General features: G+C 55.7%; 19 protein-coding genes and 1 tRNA gene. 10 read left to right on the top strand and 10 right to left on the bottom strand.

Going from position 1 to position 22,348, the window contains the following annotated elements; genetic code table 11:
* Positions 1-160 precede the first annotated feature (160 nt).
* The 7 genes from VMV64_RS09410 to VMV64_RS09380 all read right to left on the bottom strand — a co-directional run bounded on the left by VMV64_RS09410 (position 161) and on the right by VMV64_RS09380 (position 7,646).
* Positions 161-568: a GxxExxY protein gene (locus tag VMV64_RS09410; RefSeq protein ID WP_325329702.1), complete on the bottom strand. Its 408-nt coding sequence runs from the start codon at positions 566-568 to the stop codon at positions 161-163.
* 268 nt (positions 569-836) lie between these two features.
* Positions 837-2,516: a site-specific DNA-methyltransferase gene (locus VMV64_RS09405; RefSeq protein WP_325329701.1), complete on the bottom strand. Its 1,680-nt coding sequence runs from the start codon at positions 2,514-2,516 to the stop codon at positions 837-839.
* 20 nt (positions 2,517-2,536) lie between these two features.
* Positions 2,537-4,486 carry a DUF3732 domain-containing protein gene (locus tag VMV64_RS09400; RefSeq protein ID WP_325329700.1) on the bottom strand — a complete coding sequence of 650 codons (1,950 nt, stop codon included), beginning with the start codon at positions 4,484-4,486 and terminating at the stop codon, positions 2,537-2,539.
* Complete coding sequence (locus tag VMV64_RS09395) at positions 4,483-4,998, bottom strand: three component ABC system middle component (RefSeq protein WP_325329699.1); 516 nt, start codon at positions 4,996-4,998, stop codon at positions 4,483-4,485. Before VMV64_RS09395 ends, VMV64_RS09400 begins: the two co-directional genes overlap by 4 nt.
* Complete coding sequence (locus tag VMV64_RS09390) at positions 4,995-6,266, bottom strand: ABC-three component system protein (protein WP_325329698.1); 1,272 nt, start codon at positions 6,264-6,266, stop codon at positions 4,995-4,997. The genes VMV64_RS09395 and VMV64_RS09390 overlap by 4 nt, the downstream gene beginning before the upstream one ends.
* Positions 6,263-7,156, bottom strand: coding sequence for a DNA damage-inducible protein D (gene dinD, locus VMV64_RS09385; RefSeq protein ID WP_325329697.1), 894 nt, complete (start codon positions 7,154-7,156; stop codon positions 6,263-6,265). Before dinD ends, VMV64_RS09390 begins: the two co-directional genes overlap by 4 nt.
* Positions 7,157-7,328: 172 nt before the next feature.
* Positions 7,329-7,646, bottom strand: a complete 318-nt coding sequence (locus VMV64_RS09380; RefSeq protein WP_325329696.1) for a helix-turn-helix transcriptional regulator — start codon at positions 7,644-7,646, stop codon at positions 7,329-7,331.
* A gap of 408 nt (positions 7,647-8,054) precedes the next feature.
* Between VMV64_RS09380 and lolA the strand changes: the two genes are divergently transcribed.
* From lolA to serS, 3 genes are read left to right on the top strand one after another with little or no spacing between them, the layout of a single operon-like run.
* On the top strand, positions 8,055-8,648 hold the full coding sequence (gene lolA / locus VMV64_RS09375; RefSeq protein ID WP_325329695.1) for an outer membrane lipoprotein chaperone LolA: 594 nt from the start codon (positions 8,055-8,057) through the stop codon (positions 8,646-8,648).
* The gene (locus VMV64_RS09370; protein ID WP_325329694.1) at positions 8,641-9,954 is read left to right on the top strand and encodes a replication-associated recombination protein A; all 1,314 of its coding nucleotides are present in this window, start codon (positions 8,641-8,643) and stop codon (positions 9,952-9,954) included. The genes lolA and VMV64_RS09370 overlap by 8 nt, the downstream gene beginning before the upstream one ends.
* A 12-nt stretch (positions 9,955-9,966) precedes the next feature.
* Complete coding sequence (serS, locus tag VMV64_RS09365) at positions 9,967-11,247, top strand: serine--tRNA ligase (RefSeq protein WP_325329693.1); 1,281 nt, start codon at positions 9,967-9,969, stop codon at positions 11,245-11,247.
* Here the strand turns inward: serS and mltF are convergent.
* Positions 11,189-12,664 carry a membrane-bound lytic murein transglycosylase MltF gene (gene mltF, locus VMV64_RS09360; protein ID WP_325329692.1) on the bottom strand — a complete coding sequence of 492 codons (1,476 nt, stop codon included), beginning with the start codon at positions 12,662-12,664 and terminating at the stop codon, positions 11,189-11,191. The two genes, serS and mltF, sit on opposite strands and share 59 nt — an antisense overlap.
* Before the next feature lie 48 nt (positions 12,665-12,712).
* Between mltF and VMV64_RS09355 the strand changes: the two genes are divergently transcribed.
* The 5 genes from VMV64_RS09355 (at position 12,713) to VMV64_RS09335 (ending at position 18,668) form a co-directional block, all read left to right on the top strand.
* Positions 12,713-12,802 (top strand) — tRNA-Ser (locus tag VMV64_RS09355).
* A 207-nt stretch (positions 12,803-13,009) separates the two neighbouring features.
* On the top strand, positions 13,010-15,907 hold the full coding sequence (locus VMV64_RS09350) for a molybdopterin oxidoreductase family protein (protein ID WP_325329691.1): 2,898 nt from the start codon (positions 13,010-13,012) through the stop codon (positions 15,905-15,907).
* The gene (locus VMV64_RS09345) at positions 15,904-16,635 is read left to right on the top strand and encodes a 4Fe-4S dicluster domain-containing protein (RefSeq protein ID WP_325329690.1); all 732 of its coding nucleotides are present in this window, start codon (positions 15,904-15,906) and stop codon (positions 16,633-16,635) included. Before VMV64_RS09350 ends, VMV64_RS09345 begins: the two co-directional genes overlap by 4 nt.
* Positions 16,636-16,739: 104 nt before the next feature.
* Positions 16,740-17,717 carry a sulfite dehydrogenase subunit SoeC gene (soeC, locus tag VMV64_RS09340; RefSeq protein WP_325329689.1) on the top strand — a complete coding sequence of 326 codons (978 nt, stop codon included), beginning with the start codon at positions 16,740-16,742 and terminating at the stop codon, positions 17,715-17,717.
* A gap of 24 nt (positions 17,718-17,741) precedes the next feature.
* Positions 17,742-18,668, top strand: a complete 927-nt coding sequence (locus VMV64_RS09335) for an MBL fold metallo-hydrolase (RefSeq protein ID WP_325329688.1) — start codon at positions 17,742-17,744, stop codon at positions 18,666-18,668.
* Positions 18,669-18,711: 43 nt separating this feature from the next.
* On the opposite strand, the gene VMV64_RS09330 is transcribed toward VMV64_RS09335, so the two are convergent.
* Positions 18,712-19,458, bottom strand: coding sequence for a VacJ family lipoprotein (locus VMV64_RS09330; RefSeq protein ID WP_325329687.1), 747 nt, complete (start codon positions 19,456-19,458; stop codon positions 18,712-18,714).
* A gap of 220 nt (positions 19,459-19,678) precedes the next feature.
* Between VMV64_RS09330 and VMV64_RS09325 the strand changes: the two genes are divergently transcribed.
* Together VMV64_RS09325 and VMV64_RS09320 are read left to right on the top strand one after the other, a co-directional pair.
* On the top strand, positions 19,679-20,524 hold the full coding sequence (locus VMV64_RS09325) for an SDR family oxidoreductase (RefSeq protein WP_325329686.1): 846 nt from the start codon (positions 19,679-19,681) through the stop codon (positions 20,522-20,524).
* Positions 20,525-20,654: 130 nt separating this feature from the next.
* Complete coding sequence (locus VMV64_RS09320; protein ID WP_325329685.1) at positions 20,655-21,038, top strand: DUF971 domain-containing protein; 384 nt, start codon at positions 20,655-20,657, stop codon at positions 21,036-21,038.
* A gap of 81 nt (positions 21,039-21,119) precedes the next feature.
* On the opposite strand, the gene VMV64_RS09315 is transcribed toward VMV64_RS09320, so the two are convergent.
* A complete protein-coding gene (locus VMV64_RS09315) occupies positions 21,120-22,337 on the bottom strand; it encodes an EAL and HDOD domain-containing protein (protein ID WP_325329684.1) in 1,218 nt (405 codons plus the stop codon).
* Positions 22,338-22,348 lie beyond the last annotated feature (11 nt).

The following is a 22,348-nucleotide window of genomic DNA, read 5'->3' as shown; positions in this document are numbered from 1 at the left end:
CATTGTCGTCCCGTCAACCTGTAAGCCAAGCTTACAAGTTGGTGCATATACCAAGCAACGTCCATGACTGCGTGAGGAGCCAGACGTTCCATGTTCCGCGTGGCTTCACGGGCAACTGTTCGGAATTTCCGAATAGTTCGATCCGCTTGCAATTCGCCATTCATAAACTTGTTTCATCCGCAGATTGCGCAGATTCACGCAGATTTAAAACCAATCGCTTCTGCTCTAGGCTTCTGCTACCAAAATTCAGTAGCAAGCCGCGCGCTTTCCCACTGGCTTTCAGGTAATTGATGATTTGAGATTCTTCGCGGGTTGCCAATTTATCCAGCGCCTTCAACTCAACAATGATGTCATCGAAGCACAAAAAATCGGCTCGATACCCTATATTGAGTCGTTGTCCACGAAAGAGAATGGGCAACTCCACCTCACGAGCGAATGATATTCCCCTATGAGCGAATTCAATTGCCAACGCCTCCTGGTAAACCGCCTCAAGAAAGCCATGCCCAAGCTCACGATGCACAGCCATTGCAGCGCCAATAATTTCAAAAGTTTGCTCATCACTATTCATAAAAGCCTTTCAGTGTCCGCAGATTACGCAGATTTCCGCCGATTAAACCCGAGGGATTTTTGTTCCTGAATCTGCGTGAATCTGCGTAATCTGCGGATAAACAGCCCTTCAAAACAAATCCACCTGTCCACCGATTGTCGTGGATTAAAACCCATAAACTGTTTTTCCTCCGCAGATTACGCAGATTTCCGCCGATTAAATTCAAAGGCGTTTGAAAATGTTTTTAAAAATCTGCGTGAATCTGCGTAATCTGCGGATACAACGCCCTTCAAAACAAATCTACCTGCCCCGGCTTAGGCTGCGCCATCGGCAAATTCTCCACGTTCAGGCTATAGTCGTCATGCGCCCACTCGCACTTCTGCAAAACCATCTTGGGGATTTTCTTCAGCGTGAGGTTGGGGAAGCGGTCGGCTGATCCTCGGAAGGCGCTGCAACACACCAGCAAGCTTTTGCCTTCACCCACTTCGTCGCTCAAGACCTGCAACTGCTCAGCGTTCAAGGATTGCGTAGTCACATAAATGAAATCGTTTTCCGTGCTGGTGCCGTGCTGCCAGAAATGGGCATCGCTAGGCGCATAGGTAAATCCTTCCAGCTTGCAAATCGCTGCCGCCAGCATCTCGGCGTTGTATTCCTTGTTCACCACCCACTGGCCCCAGCGGTCTTGCTGCAACAGGCTCGGGGCAAGGCGGTAGTAGCGAAAGCCGCCACCACCTTGCCAGTTAACCGCCTTGCTGATGCCGCCCTGGTCTTCGCCGTCGATCACCTTTTGCAGGCGGGGGATGATGTGGGTGTGGCAGTGTTCGCCCAGCTCGATCATGATCCAGCGGCGGCCCATTTTGTGGGCGACGGCGCCGGTGGTGCCGGAACCGGCGAAGGAATCGAGGACGAGGTCGCCGGGTAGGGTAGCAATTTGAAGCACCCGAGACAGAAGTTGCTCAGGCTTAGGCGTCCCGAAAGGTTCATCGTTAGGGAAAAGTGCCAGTATTTCTTTCTTTGCCGCCTCGTTGTCACCGGCAAAGGAAGAATCCCACCACGTCATGGGAACAAGCCCTTTCTCTTCGCCCCGAAACTGCTTAATTCGCGGTCGGCCAGCCCCCCCATTGGGAAAATAAACCCTGTTGTCCTTCAAATATTCCAAGAGAACTGGCTCTGTAGCCCCCCAACAGCGACCTTTCGGTGGCTCAACAAAATCTCCGGAAGATGTTTGAATCTTGTACATCTGATTTGGACGAAACCCTTGTGCGCTAAACGGAATTGAGCGCCAAGCACCGCGTGGGTCATTGTCAGGATTGGCGTAACCCGCATCATTTGCAGGGAGTAGTTGACGAGAGCCTTTCCACGCAACAGCACCACATTTTGCGTAGATCAGCAGATGATCATGTGATGATCCAATTGCTGCTCTGTTTTCTCGTGACGTGCGCTTCTGCCAAACGGCATTGGCAACGAAATTTCTCCGCCCAAACACCTCATCACACAACACCTTGAGGTAATGCGCCTCGTTGTCGTCAATCGTGATCCAAAGCGAACCATCCTCCGCCAGCAAGCGTCGAATAATCTCCAGTCGATCCCGCATCAGCGACAGCCAGATGGAATGCTCCACCCCGTCGTCGTAATGGGCGAATGCGCTGCCGGTGTTGTACGGCGGATCGATGAACACGCATTTCACCTTGCCCGAAAACTCCTGCTCCAACGCCTTCAGCGCCAGCAGGTTATCGCCGAAGATGAGCTGGTTGTCGAAGATGTCACCAACGTCATCCGCAGATTTCGCAGATTCACGCAGATTATTTCTGAGGTTTGAATCTGCGGAAATCTGCGTAATCTGCGGAACACTCTTGACCCGATGCTTCGCGTGATAACTCTTCTCTGGATCGCCCAACAAAATGCGCGGCTCCAGCTTGGGCCGCGCATCCTTGCCGATCCAGGTGAGCTCTAGTTTTTGTTTTTTCATGCAATTTCCATTCGGCATTTTCATGTATTGGCTTGGGGCCAATCATGGGGAACAAGTTTTAGTCCGCCGCGCCATTTTTCACGAACCGCTCCTTGGAACCGTGCGTCGTCATTGAAATCTGGGTGATCGGTAATAATCACCTGAAACTGCCCGTTCAATGATTCAACGACATCAAAAATAATGTCGTAAAGGCGCTTTACTGCTACATGATCAGCATCTGTGTCTGAACGTTGTGGTTCGGCAGGTAGCTCAACATCTGCTGGAAAGTGCGCTTGTGAAAGCTGGTCAAGTATCAGGAATCGAGGTACGGGCCGCTTCAGTTTTGTGAACCAAGTATGTAACGCTAGATGAGCAACGATGTGATAACCAACATGGTTCTCTCCACTACCCATTTGGCTCATTGGAACGGCCCGTGCCAGCGTGTCAGCGACGACGGTCAAGTTCTTCACGTCAAGTCGTAATGGACCATCCGAATACTCCAGGTCAATCTTCTTCGCGTATTCAGAGAGGTAACGCGCCACGTTTGACAGGCGAGAGTCCAACTGCTGTTGAATAACATCTGTGCTGAGGGCAGCGGCCAGTCGCTCTTCATCACGTTTTAGATCGGCCAGTTGTCGTTCTTGAGCGGCAAGGTTGGGAACCAGTGGAGCATTCTCTACGTACAGACTAATTCGACCTATAACCAATGCGCGTCGCGAATCCGTGTCAGATGCAAGTTGAAGTCGTTGACTCGATTTCTTTATCGCGCTCAAACGCTCCCTATTTGCCAATATTCGCTGCTCGATGCCTGCGAGCTTTTCCTGAATTTCCTGCATCGCAAATTCGATACGTGGCGTGGCCGAATCAACAGCCCCAGATCGTTCTCCGATATAGGTTTGAGCCGCCCTCAAATCGCTCACGGTGGGCGCGGCAGATTCGTCGGGGATCGCTTGCTGGCAAAGAGGGCACGAATGCGCGGGGGCATCGCGCTCAAAGACCGACACCGCACCTAGCCTCGCCGCATGCTCCCTCGCTTCGGCAGTAAACCCTTTCGAGTTGCCTTCAAACAACTTCGCTCGATCAAGGGTCGATACGAGGGAACGCTGTTCCCTCACTAATTCGCTGCGTTCTGCTGTGAGTCTATTGTATTCGCTGTCTTCGGCGATGCCCGAAAAGTCAGTTGGGATCGGCGACGACTGAATTGTGCGGAGTGTTTCAATCTTCTGCTCCCACTGCGCACCATCGGCCAATTCAGTTAATCCCACCGCTTTGGCTTCTGATAACAGGGTGTCAGCACGACCGATACCATCTCCCCTGATCGACACAGCTTCTGCAAGTCGCCGTTCTATTTGTCGAATTTCACCTCGAATGCGCTTCAGCTCTTGCCGTTGCGCAACATACTCTTCAGGGACTGCCCCCAAAAAATAAGGCAGAGTATCCTTGAGGGCTTGCCTAAAGAAATTATCGCTTGCGTCATGGAACAGGTGCTCGCGCTGTGCAATCTCGCCTTGAGTCTGCAAGCACAGCGCAACAGCATGACGAATGCTAGGACTCAGCGGGTCTCTTGTTTGCCCTGCAGGTGGCTCATGCAGGTAGTCCGAAATCCCAGCCCACGAACCCAATAGCTGTCTCAATCCATCGAGATTGGTGATCTGCCGCAACTGCTCAAAGGTGGGGGGCTCAACCGTAATGCCGGTTTTTACAAAGATGCTCTCGCTTGATTTGGCGTCGCCCTCAGGAACTAGACGCGCTACAAATGCTTGGCCCTTCACTGTTTGCAGGATTAACCCGAACCACGATACATTTCGTCGAACAACGCCTTCAGGCACATGGCACGTCTTTGATCCGAAGCAGTAGTCAATGATATCGGTGACTGCCGTCTTGCCCGCCTTGGATTGCCCCGTAATGATGTTTACTTTTCCGAGTTCGAGCGGAATCAGCCTCAATCGTCCATCGTGGCTATATAGTGCAATCGCGCAAATTTGAATCATGGCTGCATCCCCAATAAGGACAATACGGTTGATGGCGTCCCACACTTCATTAGCCACCGGCCAACGAATTCAGCGCGGCTTGCGCATTCCTGCACTTCAGGCGTTGAGTGTCGGACGTACTTATTGATGCGCCTTTGTGCGTTGCCATTAGCCATCACTGCGGTACCCGTAAGTCCCAACAGGCCGCTCTGTGACCCGAACATAATTGCTTCGCGAACATACGGGCGCAAAACCTCGACGCCCTTGGCTACGGCAGAGCGATCCAGAGGATGTTCGCATACCCAACTTGGGAGTGAAGTTCTGATCGTCGTGGGAAGCTTGCGTCTTGTTTGGCCGCGTAATACAAAGCTCGAACCAACGAATGCCAAGGCCAACGGCAATTGACTTTGCGACTCCACCAGCGCATCGGCCTCGGTACGATATCCTTTGGCAAGAAACCACAGGATGACGGCACAGAAGGCGGGATTGAGTAAGTTCCGCTCTTCTATGGTTCGGTCGTGCCATGCTGTCATGACGTTCCAGCCAAAGATGAATCGCCAATAGCTGCGGATGCAAAAGCCTCTTGTAACCTAGCCTCGAAGTCAGGATGCCAACCGACTTTCAGGTCTTCGGCCAACATGTGGAACGAGCCTCTACAAACCCAAGGTGCCGAAACGCCGGATCGAATTTGAATTGGTGCGTCTTCAGCCCATTTAAGAATCGCTCTCCCAGCCTTTGCAAGTTCAGCGTCGCCGGGCACCTCACCCAATTCATCACAAATTTGGTCGCGGAGTAACGCCCACTCTTCTACTAAACGATTGTCATAACTACGAAGGTCGGCCTCAAATAGTAGATCGTCCCGTGTCCATGCTGACCGCTGTCGAAACGCCTGCAGATAACTTGTAATAGCATTTCGAATTCGCCGCGACCCGGCCCCCACTAACTCTACTTGCTTGTAAAAGGGGCGATTGGCGTATTCCGGCAATTCGGAAAGTGCGACCATAAGGCTGTCAATTTCGCCATCAATGGGCAAGGAATCACGCTTTAACGATTCCTGGATTTCAGAGATTTGACTATCAAACTCAAGTTTTGATATGCCTTGCCCTTTGTTCAAAAGCTCGTAAACGACACGCTTCAGCCACCATCCTTCAAGCATCTGCAATGCGACATCTGCATGCTGAATAGAAACGTAATGGGTCGCCTCTTTGAGCGCTTTCCCAATATCCACCGCGTTGGGCTCTCCCCCAACGACGTAGATGGTGTTTAGCAGGCTCTGTTGTTGGTCAGCCGGTAGTGCAAGAAATGCGTCGAAGGTGCCTCTGAGCGTGGTATTGGTTGAGGTTGTAGCGGCATGCTTCAGCAGATTTGCAGCTGTCTCAACGTTTCGTTCGCGCTCATCCGCCACCAATGCGGCGCAGGCCGAGCCCGGCGATATGGTGGCTGTGGCGATCAAAAAGCGCGCAGCATCTGGAGGCACTTCACCGCTTGCATATCCGTCCATCCAGATGCGCAGTGTTTTCCAAAACTCCGTACTCAGATCGGACAGCGTAGCCTGAACATTGATGGAATGCTTGGTTTGCAGAACAACGGTCGCATCAACATCGTTAGTAAAACTCACGTCATCCAATGTCTCAACGCTCAATGAGAAGTTGCCCAACTTGCTTTGCCGAGCTGCCCAGAGCAGTGCCACACGCACTTGATATAGATACCCGAGCATTGAGCCTTTGGCGCTATATTTTGATAACGAGTCTTGACCCAAAAGAACGGGAGAGTTGTCTTTCTTTTGAGATTCCTTATTCATTGCTCGTTCTTTCTGGACTGCTTCGTTGCATCACCTAGCAAACCACCCGCTTCGCGCTCATCCAGCTCCAACTTTGGCGTTGCATTTTTTAACCGCTTTTCGACTTCCTTTATGTGCTCCGCCGGTGGAATCTGCTCAGGTAATGTGCCACCAATACGCTTGATGGCATCGCGCACTTCCTTGCCGACCTGCTCGTGGGTCTGAATGGCTTGAGTCTGGTTGCGAACGCCGTCGCGGGCCAGTTTGTCCCGCGTTTGCGTCATGCGGAACTGGTTGGCAGCCAGTTCGGTGGCATTCATCCGATCAAGCAGGTTGTCTTTTTCCGGGATGGACTTGCGTGCCTTGATGGCTGCGCCGCCTAGACCACCATACAAGCCTTTGTAACCGGCATCGTGGAATACGCCAAACATCTTGCTTTGCACACCTGCGTCCTGCGCCGCTCCAGAGAGAGCCTTAAACTCTTCACTGGTTTGCTTGCGCAGATCCAGCCGTTCCATGTCGGCAGCAGCTTGGTCGCTAAGCTCCTGCCGACGAGCCTGGACGGCAAAGTATTTCTGGGCGTGGGCGATTTCCGGTTTGCGCGGATCGCCGTTCTGAGCAATGAGGTAACAGGCGAATCGGGAGAGCTGGTAATCGTCAACCACCTGAACCGCACCTTTACCGCCAGTGATCGGTTTGCCGGCGCCGGCAAAGTGATGCGCGGGATTGTTCCCTGAGGTTTCGCAGGAGGTCATGGCACGTTCGATTGCTTGCTCAAAACGACGCCATTGCGTATAGCCAAGCAGGGGCTGCAAGTCGCGGGCGCTCCAGTATTCGGCACCGTGCTCGTTGGCGAGCTTGAATTCTTCAAACGTCTTCTTGCCGTGTACAGGTAGTTGATTGCTTGTCATGACGTCTCCTGAAACCTATGAGCGTTCAACACGATTTCAAAACCTATCGAATTTGAGAGGTTTTGAAAAAAATTATTTTCGGGATCAGAGTAACTATTCTTTTTTCATTGGCAAACTGCCACACTCGCGTAGCAGAAAGAAGGCTAACTCCGAATGTTGAATAGCCCGTCATCTATTCGTTTGCCGTAAACGCCGCCTGAATATCGCGCGTTGTTGCGCCGCTTGCGATGAGCGCACGTACGATCAAATCAAGCGAAACCGAAGAATCGCCCGCTTCGATTTTTGCAATGCGGGATTGGCTCGATTTCATGCGTTGAGCAAGATCAATTTGCGAGAGTTTATGTTTGATGCGTGATTTTTTTACCGCACTGATGAGTGAGAACTTGAGTGCAACGAGTCGTGCCTCTTCATCACTTAATTGCAGAAAATCCTCTGCACTGCCGACTTTCCAGCCGTCGGCTTGGAGACGCTCTAACTTGTCAGTCTTCATGGCATTTATCCTCCTGCTAAATTGATTTGCAGCGTTTCAGTCTCGCCTTGCAAACGTCAATTACCGGCCTTTATGTGACTCGTTTATATTTATTTAAAAAATAGTAACACGTTAGCCCATTGATGATATGAGCATTTTTCCGGCTATTGCTATGTCTGGCGGGTTTTAGATACCCGTGTCAGCGCAAATCTAGCCACCAATGGGTATATGTTGCTAAAATACACCAACAGAAAAGCAATTGGTTTTGAATTCGCACGGCAGAGTTCGCAGGCCTAACTCCTGTGCTACCCGCCAACTCCATGGTTTGCTAACCTTGTCTTCCTCGGATTGTCTTTCCGGTCGATGCTAAATTTCTCTTTACGAGGCATTGTGAAAAATCTTTCCCGCACGTTATTGCTTAGTGGCTGTATGGCTATGGCCGGCCTGCTTTCCTTGCCGGCGAGTGCTTCGTCGCTGGAAAGCCTCAAAACCTTTCTTTCCGAAGTCAAATCCGCCAAGGCCCATTTCAAGCAAATTGTCCTGGACAAAAAAATGACCACGGTTCAGGAGACCAGCGGCACCATGCTGTTTTCCCGCCCCGGCAAGTTCCGTTGGGTTTATGAAAAGCCTTACGAGCAGCTAATCGTCGGCGATGGCGCTAAGCTGTGGATGTACGACGTCGATCTCAAGCAAGTCACGGTGAAGCAGATGGATAGTGCGCTCGGTTCAAGCCCCGCTGCACTGCTGGCGGGTAACAACGAGATCGAGAAACACTTCGACCTTAAGGATATCGGCAAGCGCGGCAGCATGGAATGGCTGGAGGCGACGCCGAAGGACAAGGAGAGCACCTTCGAGAGCATGCGCATGGGCTTCTCCGAGAAGGGGCTCGAAGTGATGGAGTTGCGCGACCATTTCGGCCAGACCACGGTCATCCGCTTTTCAGGCCTTGAGCGCAATCCGAAGCTTGCGCCCGATATGTTCAAATTCGTGCCGCCCAAGGGCGTGGACGTGATCGGTGACTGATCTGTTTTCCGCTGCTCCGCCCGGTGCTCCCCTGGCCGAGCGGTTGCGCCCCCAGACTCTGGACGAGGTGATCGGTCAGTCTCACTTGCTGGGTCCTGGTAAACCGTTGCGCCTGGCATTCGAATCGAAGAAGCTCCATTCCATGATCCTGTGGGGGCCGCCGGGTGTGGGCAAGACCACCATCGCCCGGCTTACGGCCCAGGCCTTCGATGCCGATTTTATCGCCCTGTCGGCGGTACTTTCCGGGGTGAAGGACATCCGCGAGGCGATAGACCGGGCGCAGCTCAATCTGCAGCAATACGGCCGCCACACCATCCTGTTCGTGGACGAGGTGCATCGCTTCAACAAGGCGCAGCAGGATGCGTTCCTGCCGTTCGTGGAGCAGGGTTTGGTGACCTTCATCGGCGCCACCACCGAAAACCCCTCATTTGAAGTCAACAGTGCGCTGCTGTCGCGCGCGCAAGTTTACGTGCTGCAGGCATTGACCGAGCAGGAATTGGGGCTGCTGTTCGACCGGGCGACGGGCATCGCCTTGCACGGCCTGACTTTCGAAGATGCGGCGAAGTCGCTGCTGATCGGTTATGCGGACGGCGACGCGCGGCGCCTGCTGAATTTGCTGGAGCAGATGAAAACGGCGGCAGAAACCGGCCATGTAGTGCATATCGACGAGGCTCTGGTCAGAAACGCCCTGGCCCGGAGCGGCAGGCGCTTTGATAAGGGCGGCGAGGAGTTTTACGACCAGATTTCAGCCCTGCATAAATCGGTGCGCGGCTCCAATCCCGACGCCGCGCTGTACTGGCTGGTACGCATGCTGGACGGCGGCGCTGACCCGCTTTATCTCGGCCGCCGCATCGTTCGCATGGCGAGCGAGGACATCGGCCTGGCCGATCCCCGTGCGCTCAGGCTGGCGCTGGATGCGGTGGAAACTTACGAGCGGCTGGGCAGCCCGGAAGGCGAGTTGACCCTGGCGCAAGCCGTGCTGTATATGGCGGTGGCGCCCAAGAGCAATGCGGCCTACGTGGCGTATAATAATGCACGGGCTTTCGTAAAAAACGACAAAAGCCGCGCGGTGCCGTTGCATCTGCGCAACGCGCCGACCAAGTTGATGAAAGAACTGGGCTACGGCCACGCCTACCGCTACGCCCACGACGAGCCTGAGGCGTATGCGGCGGGAGAGGATTATTTCCCGGAAGAAATGCCGCGGGTCGAGTTTTACCGGCCCACGCCGCGCGGACTGGAAGGCAAGATCGGCGAACGGCTGGCGCATCTGCGGGAACTGGACGAGAAAACAAAGAACAGGAAATAACAGGGAGTTTTCATGCTAGACATACAACTGCTGCGCAGCGATCTGGACGGAGTGGCAAAAGCCTTGGCATCGCGCGGCTTCACGCTGGATACGTTAGCTTTCCAAGCTTTGGAAGGCGAGCGCAAGACCGTCCAGACCCGCACCCAGGAATTGCAGGCAAAGCGCAATACCACTTCCAAGCAGATCGGCCAAGCCAAGTCCAAGGGTGAGGATGTCAGCGCCATCATGGCGGAAGTGGCCAATCTGGGCGACGAGCTGAAAGCTGCCGAAGTGAATCTGGAAGACATCCAGGGCAGGATGAACGAGATTCTCCTCACCATCCCCAATCTGCCTCACGAAACCACGCCCACCGGCAAATCCGAGAATGACAATGTGGAAGTGCGCAGGGTAGGCACGCCACGCAGTTTCGATTTTCCTGTCAAGGACCATGTGGATGTGGGCGAGGGGCTGAACCAACTGGATTTTGGTGCGGCTGCAAAAATCAGCGGGGCGCGTTTCTCGGTAATGCGTGGCCAGCTTGCGCGGATGCATCGGGCACTGGCCCAGTTCATGCTCGATGTGCATACCCAGGAGCACGGCTATACCGAGGTTTACGTTCCTTATCTGGTGAATGCCGATTCCATGCGCGGCACCGGGCAGCTGCCGAAATTCGAGGCCGATCTGTTCGCAGTGCAGAAGAGCGAAACCGAGAAGCTTTACCTGATCCCGACGGCTGAAGTGCCGGTGACCAACATGGTGCGCGACGAGATCGTGCCGCTGGAAAGTTTGCCGCTGAAATTCGTCGCCCACACCCCGTGCTTTCGTTCCGAGGCGGGTTCCTACGGCAGGGACACGCGCGGCATGATCCGCCAGCACCAGTTCGACAAGGTGGAACTGGTTCAGATCGTTCATCCTTCCCAGTCTTACGAGGTGTTGGAAGAGTTGACCAGCCAGGCCGAAGCCATCCTGAAAAAGCTGGAGCTGCCCTACCGGGTGATGGCGCTGTGCAGCGGGGATATCGGCTTTTCCTCGGCCAAGACCTACGACCTGGAAGTGTGGCTACCGGCGCAGAATGCTTACCGGGAAATCTCTTCTTGCAGCAATTTCGAGGCGTTCCAGGCGCGGCGCATGCAGGCGCGCTACCGCAACGAGAAAAGCAAGCCGGAGTTGGTGCATACCATAAACGGTTCCGGCCTGGCGGTTGGCCGGACGCTGGTGGCGATCCTGGAGAATTACCAGAACGCTGACGGCAGCGTTACCGTTCCTTCGGCTTTGCGTCCTTATCTGGGCGGCCTGGAGAAGCTGCAAGCCTGAATCCTTCCTTTGTGGTGGTCAGTGCGGGATACGGGGATTTGTGGGCGGGTTCAAATTTCATCATGATGTTGTAATAGTTGCGGATGTTTTCCACGAAAATCACGGCTTCGCCGCCACGCGCATAGCCGTGCTTGAGAGAGGTGTAGTAGGCGGTCTTGCTCAACAGCGGCAGGGCTTTCTTCAGGTCGGCCCATGAGTCAGGGTTGAGCTTGTTCTGTTGCGCCAGGACCCGCGCGTCTTCCAGGTGTCCCATCCCCGTGTTGTAGGCGGCCAGGGCTATCCAGGTCTTGTCGGGCTCGGTGATGCGCTCCGGCAGTGCTTCCTTCAGAGTGAGAAGGTAGCTGGCACCCGCCGGAATGTTTTCCTTCGGATTGAGCCTATCGTTGACTCCCAGGTGATCGGCCGTGTCCGAGGTCAGCATCATCAGGCCGCGCACCCCGGTCGGCGAGGTGGCCAATGGATCCCAGTGGGATTCCTGGTAGCCCAGGGCGGCAATCAGCCGCCAATCGATATCGGTGATTTCCTGCGCCTGCTGGAACAGTTTCCGGTAGTTTGGCAGATCCGAATTCATTTTTTCCAGGAAGGTGACTACGTCGATGCGGTTCAGTCGCTCGATGTGACCGTAGTAGCGATCAAGCAGGCGCCGCAGCGTGCCGTCTTTCTGGATGCGGTCGAAGAATTTCTGGGCCTTGGCTAACAGGTCAGGATTGCCGTCCTTTGGAAATGCCCAGGCCAATTGCTCCGGCTTGCCCAGGCTGAAGGCAATGCCCAGGTCGGGAAAGAAGTTCTGCGCCATGGAAACTAAATGGGAGTCGGCGATGGAATAGTCCGCCTCGCCATTCGCCACTTTCTCCAGCAATTCCTCGGTTTCCATGGCGTTAACTTCGTGCCACTCCAGCTTCGGAGATTTTTTCCTGGCCTGCTTGAGTCTTTCCACATAGCTGCTGCCGGCGATGACCTCGATTCTTTTCCCGATCAGATCCCCAATATCGTCGGGTTTCAAGGTGAGGCTGTTGTAAACGATTTGCTGCTGAACGGTTTGATAGGCGGGGCCGAAGCGGACGATTTTTTCCCGTTCCGGGGTGATGGTCAATCCCGCGGCAACCAGATGTGCGTGTTTCTTGGTCAGGGTGGGGATGATTCGGCTGAACTCGGTGGCGACGACGAACCGGACATTGACGCCGAGCTCTTGGGCGAACAGGTTGACCAGGTCGTATTCCAGCCCGGCATAATTGCCATATGCATCCTCGTAATAGGTGGTGGGGCTGTTGCGGGTCAGGACCACCAATTCGTGGTTTTCCTGTACCGGCGGGATAGGGGTCTCTGGAACGCTGCACGACCCCATTCCCAGCACAAGGATGAGCGGAATAAACAGGCGCATGGCAAAAGTTTGACCTGCTTTGGTAGTTTTGTCCATGTTTCAGGTTCAACTATCTCCCCTGAACTGGTAGAATGCAGGCCTTGCGGAGAGGTGGCAGAGTGGTCGAATGTACCTGACTCGAAATCAGGCGTAGGTTCAAACCTACCGTGGGTTCGAATCCCACCCTCTCCGCCATCTTACATTCTCCCTCCAGCGTTTCCCCGTTCGGGCGCCACTCAAATTTTGACTCGGTATCTATATTAGACTGTATCAAAATTCTTATATGCATATAAATAAATGTGAACAAACTGAATTGATAATGTCTGTAAAATCAGTCTCGATAGTCACATTAATTTGCATCCTGAGTAAGCCGGGATTCATCGGCTTAGCGAGAAAATAATCATGCAGCAATCAGCCAGTCATACAGAAAACTCAAAGGACCGTGTCGAGGTCAAGAACACGACTTGCTACATGTGCGCCTGCCGCTGCGGCATTCGTGTCACAGTGAAAAACGGAGAGGTGCGCTACATCGAGGGCAACCCCGAGCACCCCTTGAACCAAGGCGTGATCTGCGCCAAAGGTTCTTCCGGCATCATGAAGCAGTACTCTCCTGCACGCCTGACCCAACCGTTGCGACGTAAGCCTGGCTCCGAGAGGGGGGCAGGTGAGTTTGAGCCGATTTCCTGGGAAGAGGCGTTTACCCTGATGGCGGAGCGACTTGCGAAGATACGCGCTACCGACCCGAAAAAATTTGCGCTCTTCACCGGCCGCGATCAGATGCAGGCGCTGACCGGGCTGTTCGCCAAGCAGTTCGGCACGCCCAACTATGCTGCCCACGGCGGCTTCTGTTCGGTGAATATGGCCGCGGGCATGATCTACACGATCGGCGGCTCGTTCTGGGAATTCGGCGGCCCTGATCTGGATCGTGCCAAGCTGTTCGTGATGATAGGCACCGCCGAGGATCATCATTCCAACCCGATGAAGATCGCCTTGTCCAAGTTCAAGCGCAACGGCGGCCGCTTCGTTTCGATCAATCCGGTGCGCACCGGCTATTCCGCCATCGCCGATGAGTGGGTGCCGATCCGCCCTGGCACGGACGGCGCTCTGCTGTTGGCGCTGATACACGAAATCATCCGCCTCGGCCTGTACGACCGCGATTTTCTGGTGCAGTACTCGAACTCCGCCGAACTGGTGAACCTTGACGAAAAGAGCAGCGAGTTCGGTATGTTCGTGCGTACCGAGGTGCCGGCGGAGGAAGGGTGCTTCGATCCGCAGAACAAGCTGTGGTGGGATCGTGTTTCCAACAAGCCGGTGGTTTCTCACAGCGAGGGCGCGGACCCTTTCCTCCGCGGCGAATTCAAACTCCATGACGGCACGCCGGTGAAGCCTTCCTTCCAGCTCCTGCAGGAGCGGGTCGAGGACTACACGCCGGAATGGGCGGAAGGGATTACCGGCATTTCGGCCGAGACCATACGCCGCCTCGCCCACGAGATGGGCGTCACCGCGCGCGACCAGAAGATCGAACTGCCGATCGCCTGGACCGATACCTGGGGCAAGGAGCACGAAACCGTGACCGGCAATCCGGTCGCCTTCCATGCCATGCGCGGCCTGGCCGCCCATTCCAACGGCTTTCATACCATCCGCGCCCTGTCCATTTTGATGAGTCTGCTCGGCACCATCGACCGTCCTGGCGGGTTTCGTCACAAGGCACCGTTTCCGCGCCCGATTCCCCCCTGCGCCAAGACGCCGAAAGGTCCGGAAGGGGTGCAGCCGAATACGCCGCTGGGCGGCATGGCGCTGGGCTGGCCCGCCGAGCCGGACGATCTGTTCGTCGACGAGAACGGTGAGCCGGTGCGGCTCGACAAAGCGTTTTCCTGGGAATACCCGCTGGCTGTCCACGGGCTGATGCACAACGCCATTACCAACGCCTGGCGCGGCGATCCCTATTCAATCGACACCATGCTGATCTTCATGGCGAACATGGCGTGGAATTCGGCGATGAATACGGTGCAGGTGCGTGACATGCTGAAGGACAAGCGCGAGGATGGCGAGTACAAGATCCCCTTCCTGATCGTGTGCGACGCTTTCCAGTCCGAGATGACCGCCTTCGCCGATCTGGTGCTGCCGGATACGACTTATCTCGAACGCCATGATGTGATGTCCATGCTCGACCGGCCGATTTCCGAATTCGATGGTCCAGTGGATTCGGTGCGCATCCCGGTGGTGCCGCCTACAGGCGAGTGCAAGCCATTCCAGGAGGTGCTGATCGAGCTGGGTTCGCGCCTCAAGTTGCCGGTGTTCGTCAACCCGGACGGCTCGCGCAAGTTCCGCGATTACCCCGATTTCATCATCAACTATGAAACCGAGCCGGGTTCCGGCATCGGCTTCCTCGCCGGCTGGCGCGGCAAGGGCGGGGAAAAGTTCATGCGCGGCGAGCCAAATCCGCGCCAGTGGGAGATGTACGCCAAGAATAACTGCGTCTATCAATACCACCTGCCGCGTTCTTACCAGTACATGCGCAACTGGAATCAGGGTTACCTGGAATGGGCGCAGCGCCATCGTCTGACGCGCTATGCGGAGCCGATCAACATCCATATCTATTCCGAAGTGCTGCAGAAGTTCCGTCTCGCCGCCCAGGGCAAGACTGATGGCCGCCAGCCTCCCGAGCGTCTGAGGCAGCGCATCGAAACTTATTTTGACCCGCTGCCGTTCTACTATGAGCCGCTGGAAGCACAGCTCAGCGACAACGCCAAGTATCCGCTCAATGCGGTGACACAGCGCCCAATGGCGATGTATCACTCGTGGGATTCGCAGAATGCCTGGCTGCGTCAGATCCACGCCCATAACTACCTGTTCGTGAATCCGGTGACCGCACAGGCCCAGGGTATCGCCGACGACGACTGGATCTGGGTCGAATCGATGCACGGCAAGGTGCGCTGCATGTGCCGTTACACCGAGGCGCTCGAGCCTGGTACGGTGTGGACCTGGAACGCCATCGGCAAGGCCAAGGGGGCGTGGAACCTGGCGCTGGAAGCGAACGAGTCGGAAAAGGGTTTCCTGCTGAATCACCTGATATCCGAGGAGCTGCCGGCCAACCGTGATGGCGCCCACCTTTCCAACTCCGACCCCGTCACCGGGCAGGCGGCGTGGTACGACGTCAAGGTGAAAATCTACAAGGCGGCCGAGGGCGAGCCGGAACAGACCTCTCCGCAATTTGCACCAGTGCCTGCTGCGCCCGGCACCAGCAAGGTTCGGCGCGCCTGGCAGGCATTTTTTGCTGGAAAAGGAGAGTGGAAATGACCCAGCTCGCCCTGGTCATCGACCTCAATGTTTGCGTCGGCTGCCATGCCTGCGTCACCAGCTGCAAGGAATGGAATACCTCCGGTTCGGCGGGCGCCATGTCGGACGACCGCCCCTACGGCGCTGACCCGACCGGCACCTTCTTCAACCGGGTGCAGACTTTCGAGGTCGGCAGCTTCCCCAATACCGAGACGGTGCATTTCCCAAAATCCTGCCTGCATTGCGAGGAGCCGCCCTGCGTGCCGGTGTGCCCGACGGGCGCTTCGTACAAGCGCAAGGAGGACGGTATCGTGCTGGTGGACTACGACAAGTGCATCGGCTGCAAGTATTGCTCCTGGGCCTGCCCCTATGGTGTGCGAGAAATCGACGAGCACCAGAAGGTGATGAAAAAGTGTACCCTCTGCGTCGACCGGATTTACGACCAGTCCCTGCCAGAAGCGGAACGCAAGCCGGCGTGCGTGCTGGCCTGCCCGACCAGCGCACGCCTGTTCGGCGACGTGCACGACTCGGAGTCGGCGGTTTCGGTGGCGATCCGGGAAAGCGGCGGTTATGCGTTGATGCCGGAGTGGGGCACCAAACCGTCCAACCACTACCTGCCAAGGCGCAAGACGCAGATCAGGATACACACCGATGAACTGATGCGCGCCGACAACCCGCTCAAGAAAGAGCGTCTGCTGCCGCAACCGGACAAGAGCGAGCCGTCTCTGGACGATGTGACCAGTTGGTAAAACCAACCGCAGAGGCGCAGAGGCGCAAAGAAAAGCGATAGAGATCCGTATTGGTCGTCTTTGCGCCTTAGCGCCTTTGCGGTAAAGAATTTGGAGAGTTATTCATGCATCCCGCGTTTTCAGTAATTTTCCTCACCACCCTGATCGGCGCCGGCCAGGGATTGTTCCTGGCCCTCTACACCGGCCAGGTTTATGCCTTTTTTCATTTGTTGCCAGAACAAGCCGATGGCGGTTTTTATGCGATAGGTAGCCTGATTGCTTTGCTGCTCCTGATCGGTGGATTGGTGGCCTCCTTCTTCCATCTTGGTCATCCCGAGCGGGCATGGCGCTCGGCGGCGAAATGGCGCACGTCCTGGCTGTCGCGCGAGGTGATCGTGTTGCCGGCATTCATGGGAGTGGTGTTTCTCTATGGTGTGGCGCATAGCCTTGGCTGGCATGCCCCGCTCGTCACCCTCGGCACGCTGACTCTGGATGCGACGATGGTGCTCGGCGTGCTCGGTACGCTGCTGTGCTTTGCGTTGTTCATTTGCACGGCGATGATTTACGCCTGCCTGAAATTCCTGCAGGAATGGCATAGCCCGCTGACGGTCGTGAATTACCTGCTCCTCGGCAGCGCTTCGGGCTTCACCCTGGCGACGGCTTATTCGGTATACGCTGCGCCCGATCTGGTCGGGTTCTACGGCAAATGGGCGATGGTGATTACCCTGCTGGCGCTGGTGACACGGGCCGCATCGCTGGCTCGCAATGCGCGCCTGAAGCCGAAATCCACACTGCAAACGGCGATCGGTGTACGCCATGGCCAGATTGTGCAGAAATCCCAGGGCTTCATGGGAGGTTCGTTTAATACCCGCGAGTTTTTTCATGGCAAGGGAGCCGCCTTGCTGCGCTCGGTCAAATGGGTGTTCCTGGTGCTGGTGTTCGCGCTTCCGTTGCTGCTACTGGCCGGCGGCCTTTCCTCTTCCTTGAGTGGATTGTTGTTTGCGGCTTTTCTGGTGCAATATATGGGCCTGCTCGCCGAGCGCTGGTTTTTCTTCGCCCAGGCCAACCATCCGCAGAACCTGTATTACCAGACTATTTCCTGATTCTTATCGGGACAAGGAGAAATCATGAGCCGCGTTTTTTTGATCTTGTTTGTCCTGGTTTATGCAAATGCAGTCAGCGCTGAAACCAGATTGCCCGAACCCAAGGTGGTGAAGGTCAACGACCGTGTGTATGCCCTGCTTGGGCCGCTGGGGCTGCCCAGCCCGCACAACCAGGGGTACATGGTCAACAGCACGGTGATCATCGGCGACAAGGGCGTGATCCTGGTGGACAGCGGCGGGACCGACGAGGTCGGCAAACACTTGGCGAAAGCGATTGCCAGAATTACGCCGAAGCCGGTCACCCACATCATCAACACTCACCACCATGGCGACCATGTGTTGGGCAACGTGGCGTTCAAGGGCGCGGAAATCATCAGCTCGGAGCAGTGTAAGGTGCTGGTTGAGAAAACCGGCATGGAGTGGGTGCAGATCATGGAAAATATGGTCGGGCGCAAGTTTCCCAATACCCGTCCGGTTCCGGCAATGCTGACTTTCAAGGCGGAGAGTAGCAACAACCGCAGTTTTGAGGGAGTGAAAATGGTTCTTTGGGTGCCGCGCGGCTCCCATACGCCGGGCGACATGATGGTTTATTTGCCGGACGACAGGGTGCTGATCGGCGGCGATATCCTGGTCAATACCACCACCCCGGTCATGCGTGACGGCCATATCCGCAACTGGGTCGGCGCTCTGGCCAAGGCGCAGGAGTTTGATGCAACCACGATCGTGCCCGGGCACGGCCCGCTCATGAGCAAGTCGGATGTGGCCAAACTGCACAACTTGTTGGCCGGCTTCTATGCGGGCGTCGAGGCGGGTTACAAGAAAGGACTGAGCGACAGCGAGATTCGCGGCACGCTCGATTTGAGCGAATGGAAAAATCTCCATGAATTCGAAACAAACATGGGGGGGAATATTAACCGCGCCTACCTCGAGGTTGAGGCGGCGAATTTCTAGGGGTGGTTGTTCATCGCTCCGTTATGCGCGGAGCAACCAGAGTTCAGGGGCGGGACTCGGCTGGAGTGGAAGGAGCGGGTTCATCATAATCCTCGAATTTCTCACGCGGTGGATTGCCGTCATAAACCAAACCACGCCGCCGCTGTAAATAGGCGTCCCGCAGAAAGACATAGCGGTCGATGGCGGCTTCGTCCAGCACTTCCTCTGCGTCAAGCAGGCGCGAACGGTTATCCACGGCGTGGATGGCAATCGCCGAATTGCGCTCGGCAACCGGTGTATGCTGCGCCACCGGGTCGAAGTGGACGTCTACGACTGTTCCAACGGTATCTCGCAGGGTGCTGGGGCCAAGGAATGGCAGCACCAGATAGGGGCCGTCGCCGATGCCCCAATATCCCAGCGTTTGCCCGAAGTCTTCGTTATGTTTCGGCAGGTCCATCGGGGTAGCGACGTCGATCAGGCCGGCAATGCCGACAGAGGTGTTCCAGACCAGACGGCTGAAATCCGAGGCGGCCTGCTCGGGTTTGAACTGGAGCAGATCGTTGAGTAGCACCAGCACGTCATCCAGATTGGAAAAGAAGTTGCCGACGGCGGTGCGCACTGGATCAGGCATGGCGTCCCTGTACCCTGTGGCAACCGGTTTGAGCACTGCTTTGTCCACCACGTCGTTGAATTTGTAGATGCCGCGATTGAGCGGTTCCAAAGGATCGCGAGGGTCACCGTTAGTGGCACAGCCGAGCAGGGCAAGGCTTAATAGCATCACGGTCGGGAGCTTGAAAAAGATTGCACGCATTATTTGCAGTATCCGATTATTATTTTCAGTGCGACATTGTATCAATGATTGATTAGTGTAGGAACCATCCGGGCCATGAAGAGTTGCAAGATATCGCTGTGCCTGGATGGGTATCCCTTATCTAGTGTAGCGCTTCTTAATTATAGGTGTGGCTTGTGTTGCCTGTATATTCCTTTGGAATGGTAATGAATAGGATTGATGATCAAGATATGAGTGCGCCATGCCCCCCCGAAATATCCTGATCACTGGCTGTTCCAGCGGAATCGGGCGTTGCGTTGCCGCAGGACTGGCAAAGCGCGGCTACCGCGTCTTTACCTCGGCCCGCAAGTCGGGGGATGTGCGGGCGCTTGAGGCTGACGGCCTGGAAAGCGTGCAGCTCGACCTGGCTGATTCGGTTTCCATTCATCATGCGATGGACGAGATTCTGGCGCGTAGCGGCGGGCAGCTTTATGCCCTGTTCAACAACGGCGCTTACGGCCAGCCCGGCGCGGTGGAGGATCTGCGGCGTGAGGTATTGCGCGAGCAGTTCGAGGCCAACCTGTTCGGCACGGTTGAGTTGACCAACCGGGTGATACCAGTGATGCGCGCCCAGGGCTACGGCCGTATCATCATGAACAGCTCGGTGTTGGGGCTGATTGCCTTGCCTTACAGGGGCGCCTACATCGCCAGCAAATACGCGCTGGAAGGGATTGCCGATACGTTGCGGCTGGAGCTTCGCGGCAGCGGTATCCATGTCTCCCTGGTCGAACCGGGGCCGATCGAGAGCCGTTTCCGGGCGAATTCATTTGTGGTCTACAAGCGCAATATCGATGTGGAACACAGCGCCCACCGCGAGAAGTACCTGGCTATGGAGCGCCGTCTGGTCAAGCAGGGTGCGGCCGTGCCATTTACGCTTCCGCCCGGGGCGGTGCTGGATAAAGTTATTCATGCTTTGGAGAGCCGGCACCCCAAAATTCGGTACCACGTGACCGTCCCTACTCACCTGTTCGCCACGCTAAAGCGGATTTTGCCTGATGGCTGGATGGATAAGCTGCTTGCCGCGGTGGGAGGGGACGGCAGCAAATAGCCTGGACTGATGGGGTTAGAAGGTTTTTCTTTGTGGTCCGCAGGCTTGAAATTCGGTTTGTTCCCCCCATCTAGAATCCGGCTTTCTCGCTTATCGTTACTACTGAATCGACTCATCGAAAGGAATAAATATGGCAGGATTGGATAATAAAACGCCGATGCCGACGGAAATCAAGCTTCACCAGAAATCGCGCATGCTGGAGATTGCGTTTTCCGATGGACAGCGTTTTGAGCTGCCTTGCGAATTCCTGCGGATTTACTCGCCTTCTGCCGAGGTGCGCGGCCATGGCCCGGGGCAGGAAGTATTGCAGGTGGGAAAGAAGAATGTAGAAATTACCGATGTTCAGCCGGTGGGCAGCTATGCCGTACAGCTGGTTTTCTCGGATGGCCATGACAGCGGTCTATATTCATGGGATTACCTGCATGACTTGGGCGTCAACCAGGAAGCGCTTTGGAAGAAATATCTGGAGCGCATGAACGATGCGGGTGCCAGCCGCGAACCGGCTACCCTCTGAAGTGGGGTGATGGGTAATGGGGAATGAGTGATGGTCGAAAGGTTTTCGTTACCCATTCCTCATCACCCATTACCGTGCCGGTTATATCCCTAGGGTTTCCACCCAGGCCAGTGCGGAGAGGTGAGCCTGGTTGATCTTGTCCGGCTCCAGCTGGAGGGAAAAAGCCAGTTTTTCAATGTGGTCTGAATCCCCTTCCTCGCAAGCTATAGCCAGATCCAGGAAGGGGCCGTAGAGGCCTTGTCGGGACAGCAGCGCATCAGAGATCGCTTCCGGCAGAGAGAGCTTGTCCAATGCCTCGTCCATAGGCATTTCCAGCATGGCATCGAGCAGAGAGAACACTCCAACAATAAACAGGTTGTCGCGATCGGCAGCTTCCAGCATATCCTTGCCCAATAGCTCGGTCAGGCGGCCGCGGGTGACGGCTGTTTTCATCAGGGCAGGCGAGGTGCTGCCTTCCCCCGCAGTGACTAGCAGCAGGGTCAGCCAGCGATACAGCTGCTGATAACCGAGAATCGCCAGTGCATGGCGCAGTGACTGGATTTCGCAGGACAGGCCAAAGCCGACAGAATTGATGTAGCGTAACAGCTTGAAGGAAAGGGCTACGTCGCGCTTGAAGGAAGATTCGATATCCTTGATTTGCGCATTGTTGCGCACCTTGTTGAGCAGTTCCAGCACGACGGCGTAGGCGGGATTGATGACCTTGGCGCACAGCGTTTCCGGGTGGGCGAAATAGTAGCCCTGGTAATAGGCGAACCCCAGTTTTTTGCAAATATTGTGTTCGCTTTGGGTTTCGACCTTTTCTGCAATCAGCTGGGCCGGATGCTTTTCCAGGGCGCGAACATGGGTTTCAAGCTGGCCGCTGGCATTCAGCTTCTGGACATCCAGTTTGATGAAGTTTGCGATTGCTAGCAGCGGGGCGCTTTCCTGCGTCAGCTCAAAGTCGTCCAGGGCCAGGCGGTACCCCAGCTTGCGGAGCTCGTGGCAGCGTGCCAGCAACTCCGGGGTCGCACGAGTGGTTTCCAGAACTTCCAGCACTGCCCGGTTGACCGGTAGCAGCTCGAGGAAATCGCTCATCAGCATGGAGGTGGAGGCATTGATGAAGGCCAGTTTGTCGCCCAGCAGCCATTCCGCCCCCATGTTGCTGAGGATGTTGGCCAGCACCTTGGAGGTGGCTAGATGGTCATCAGTGAAACTGGCATTGGTGGCTTCCGCGCTGCGACGGAACAGAAGTTCATAGCCGACGATTTTTTGTTGGTTGTCAACGATCGGTTGGCGGGCGAGATAGGCGTGATCTTGCATTGGAGTTCCAG

It is taken from the genome of Sulfuricella sp. (assembly GCF_035531155.1).
Taxonomy (GTDB): domain Bacteria; phylum Pseudomonadota; class Gammaproteobacteria; order Burkholderiales; family Sulfuricellaceae; genus Sulfuricella.
The sequence above is the reverse complement of the archived record's forward strand: the minus strand, read 5'-3'. Positions and strand labels throughout refer to the sequence as shown.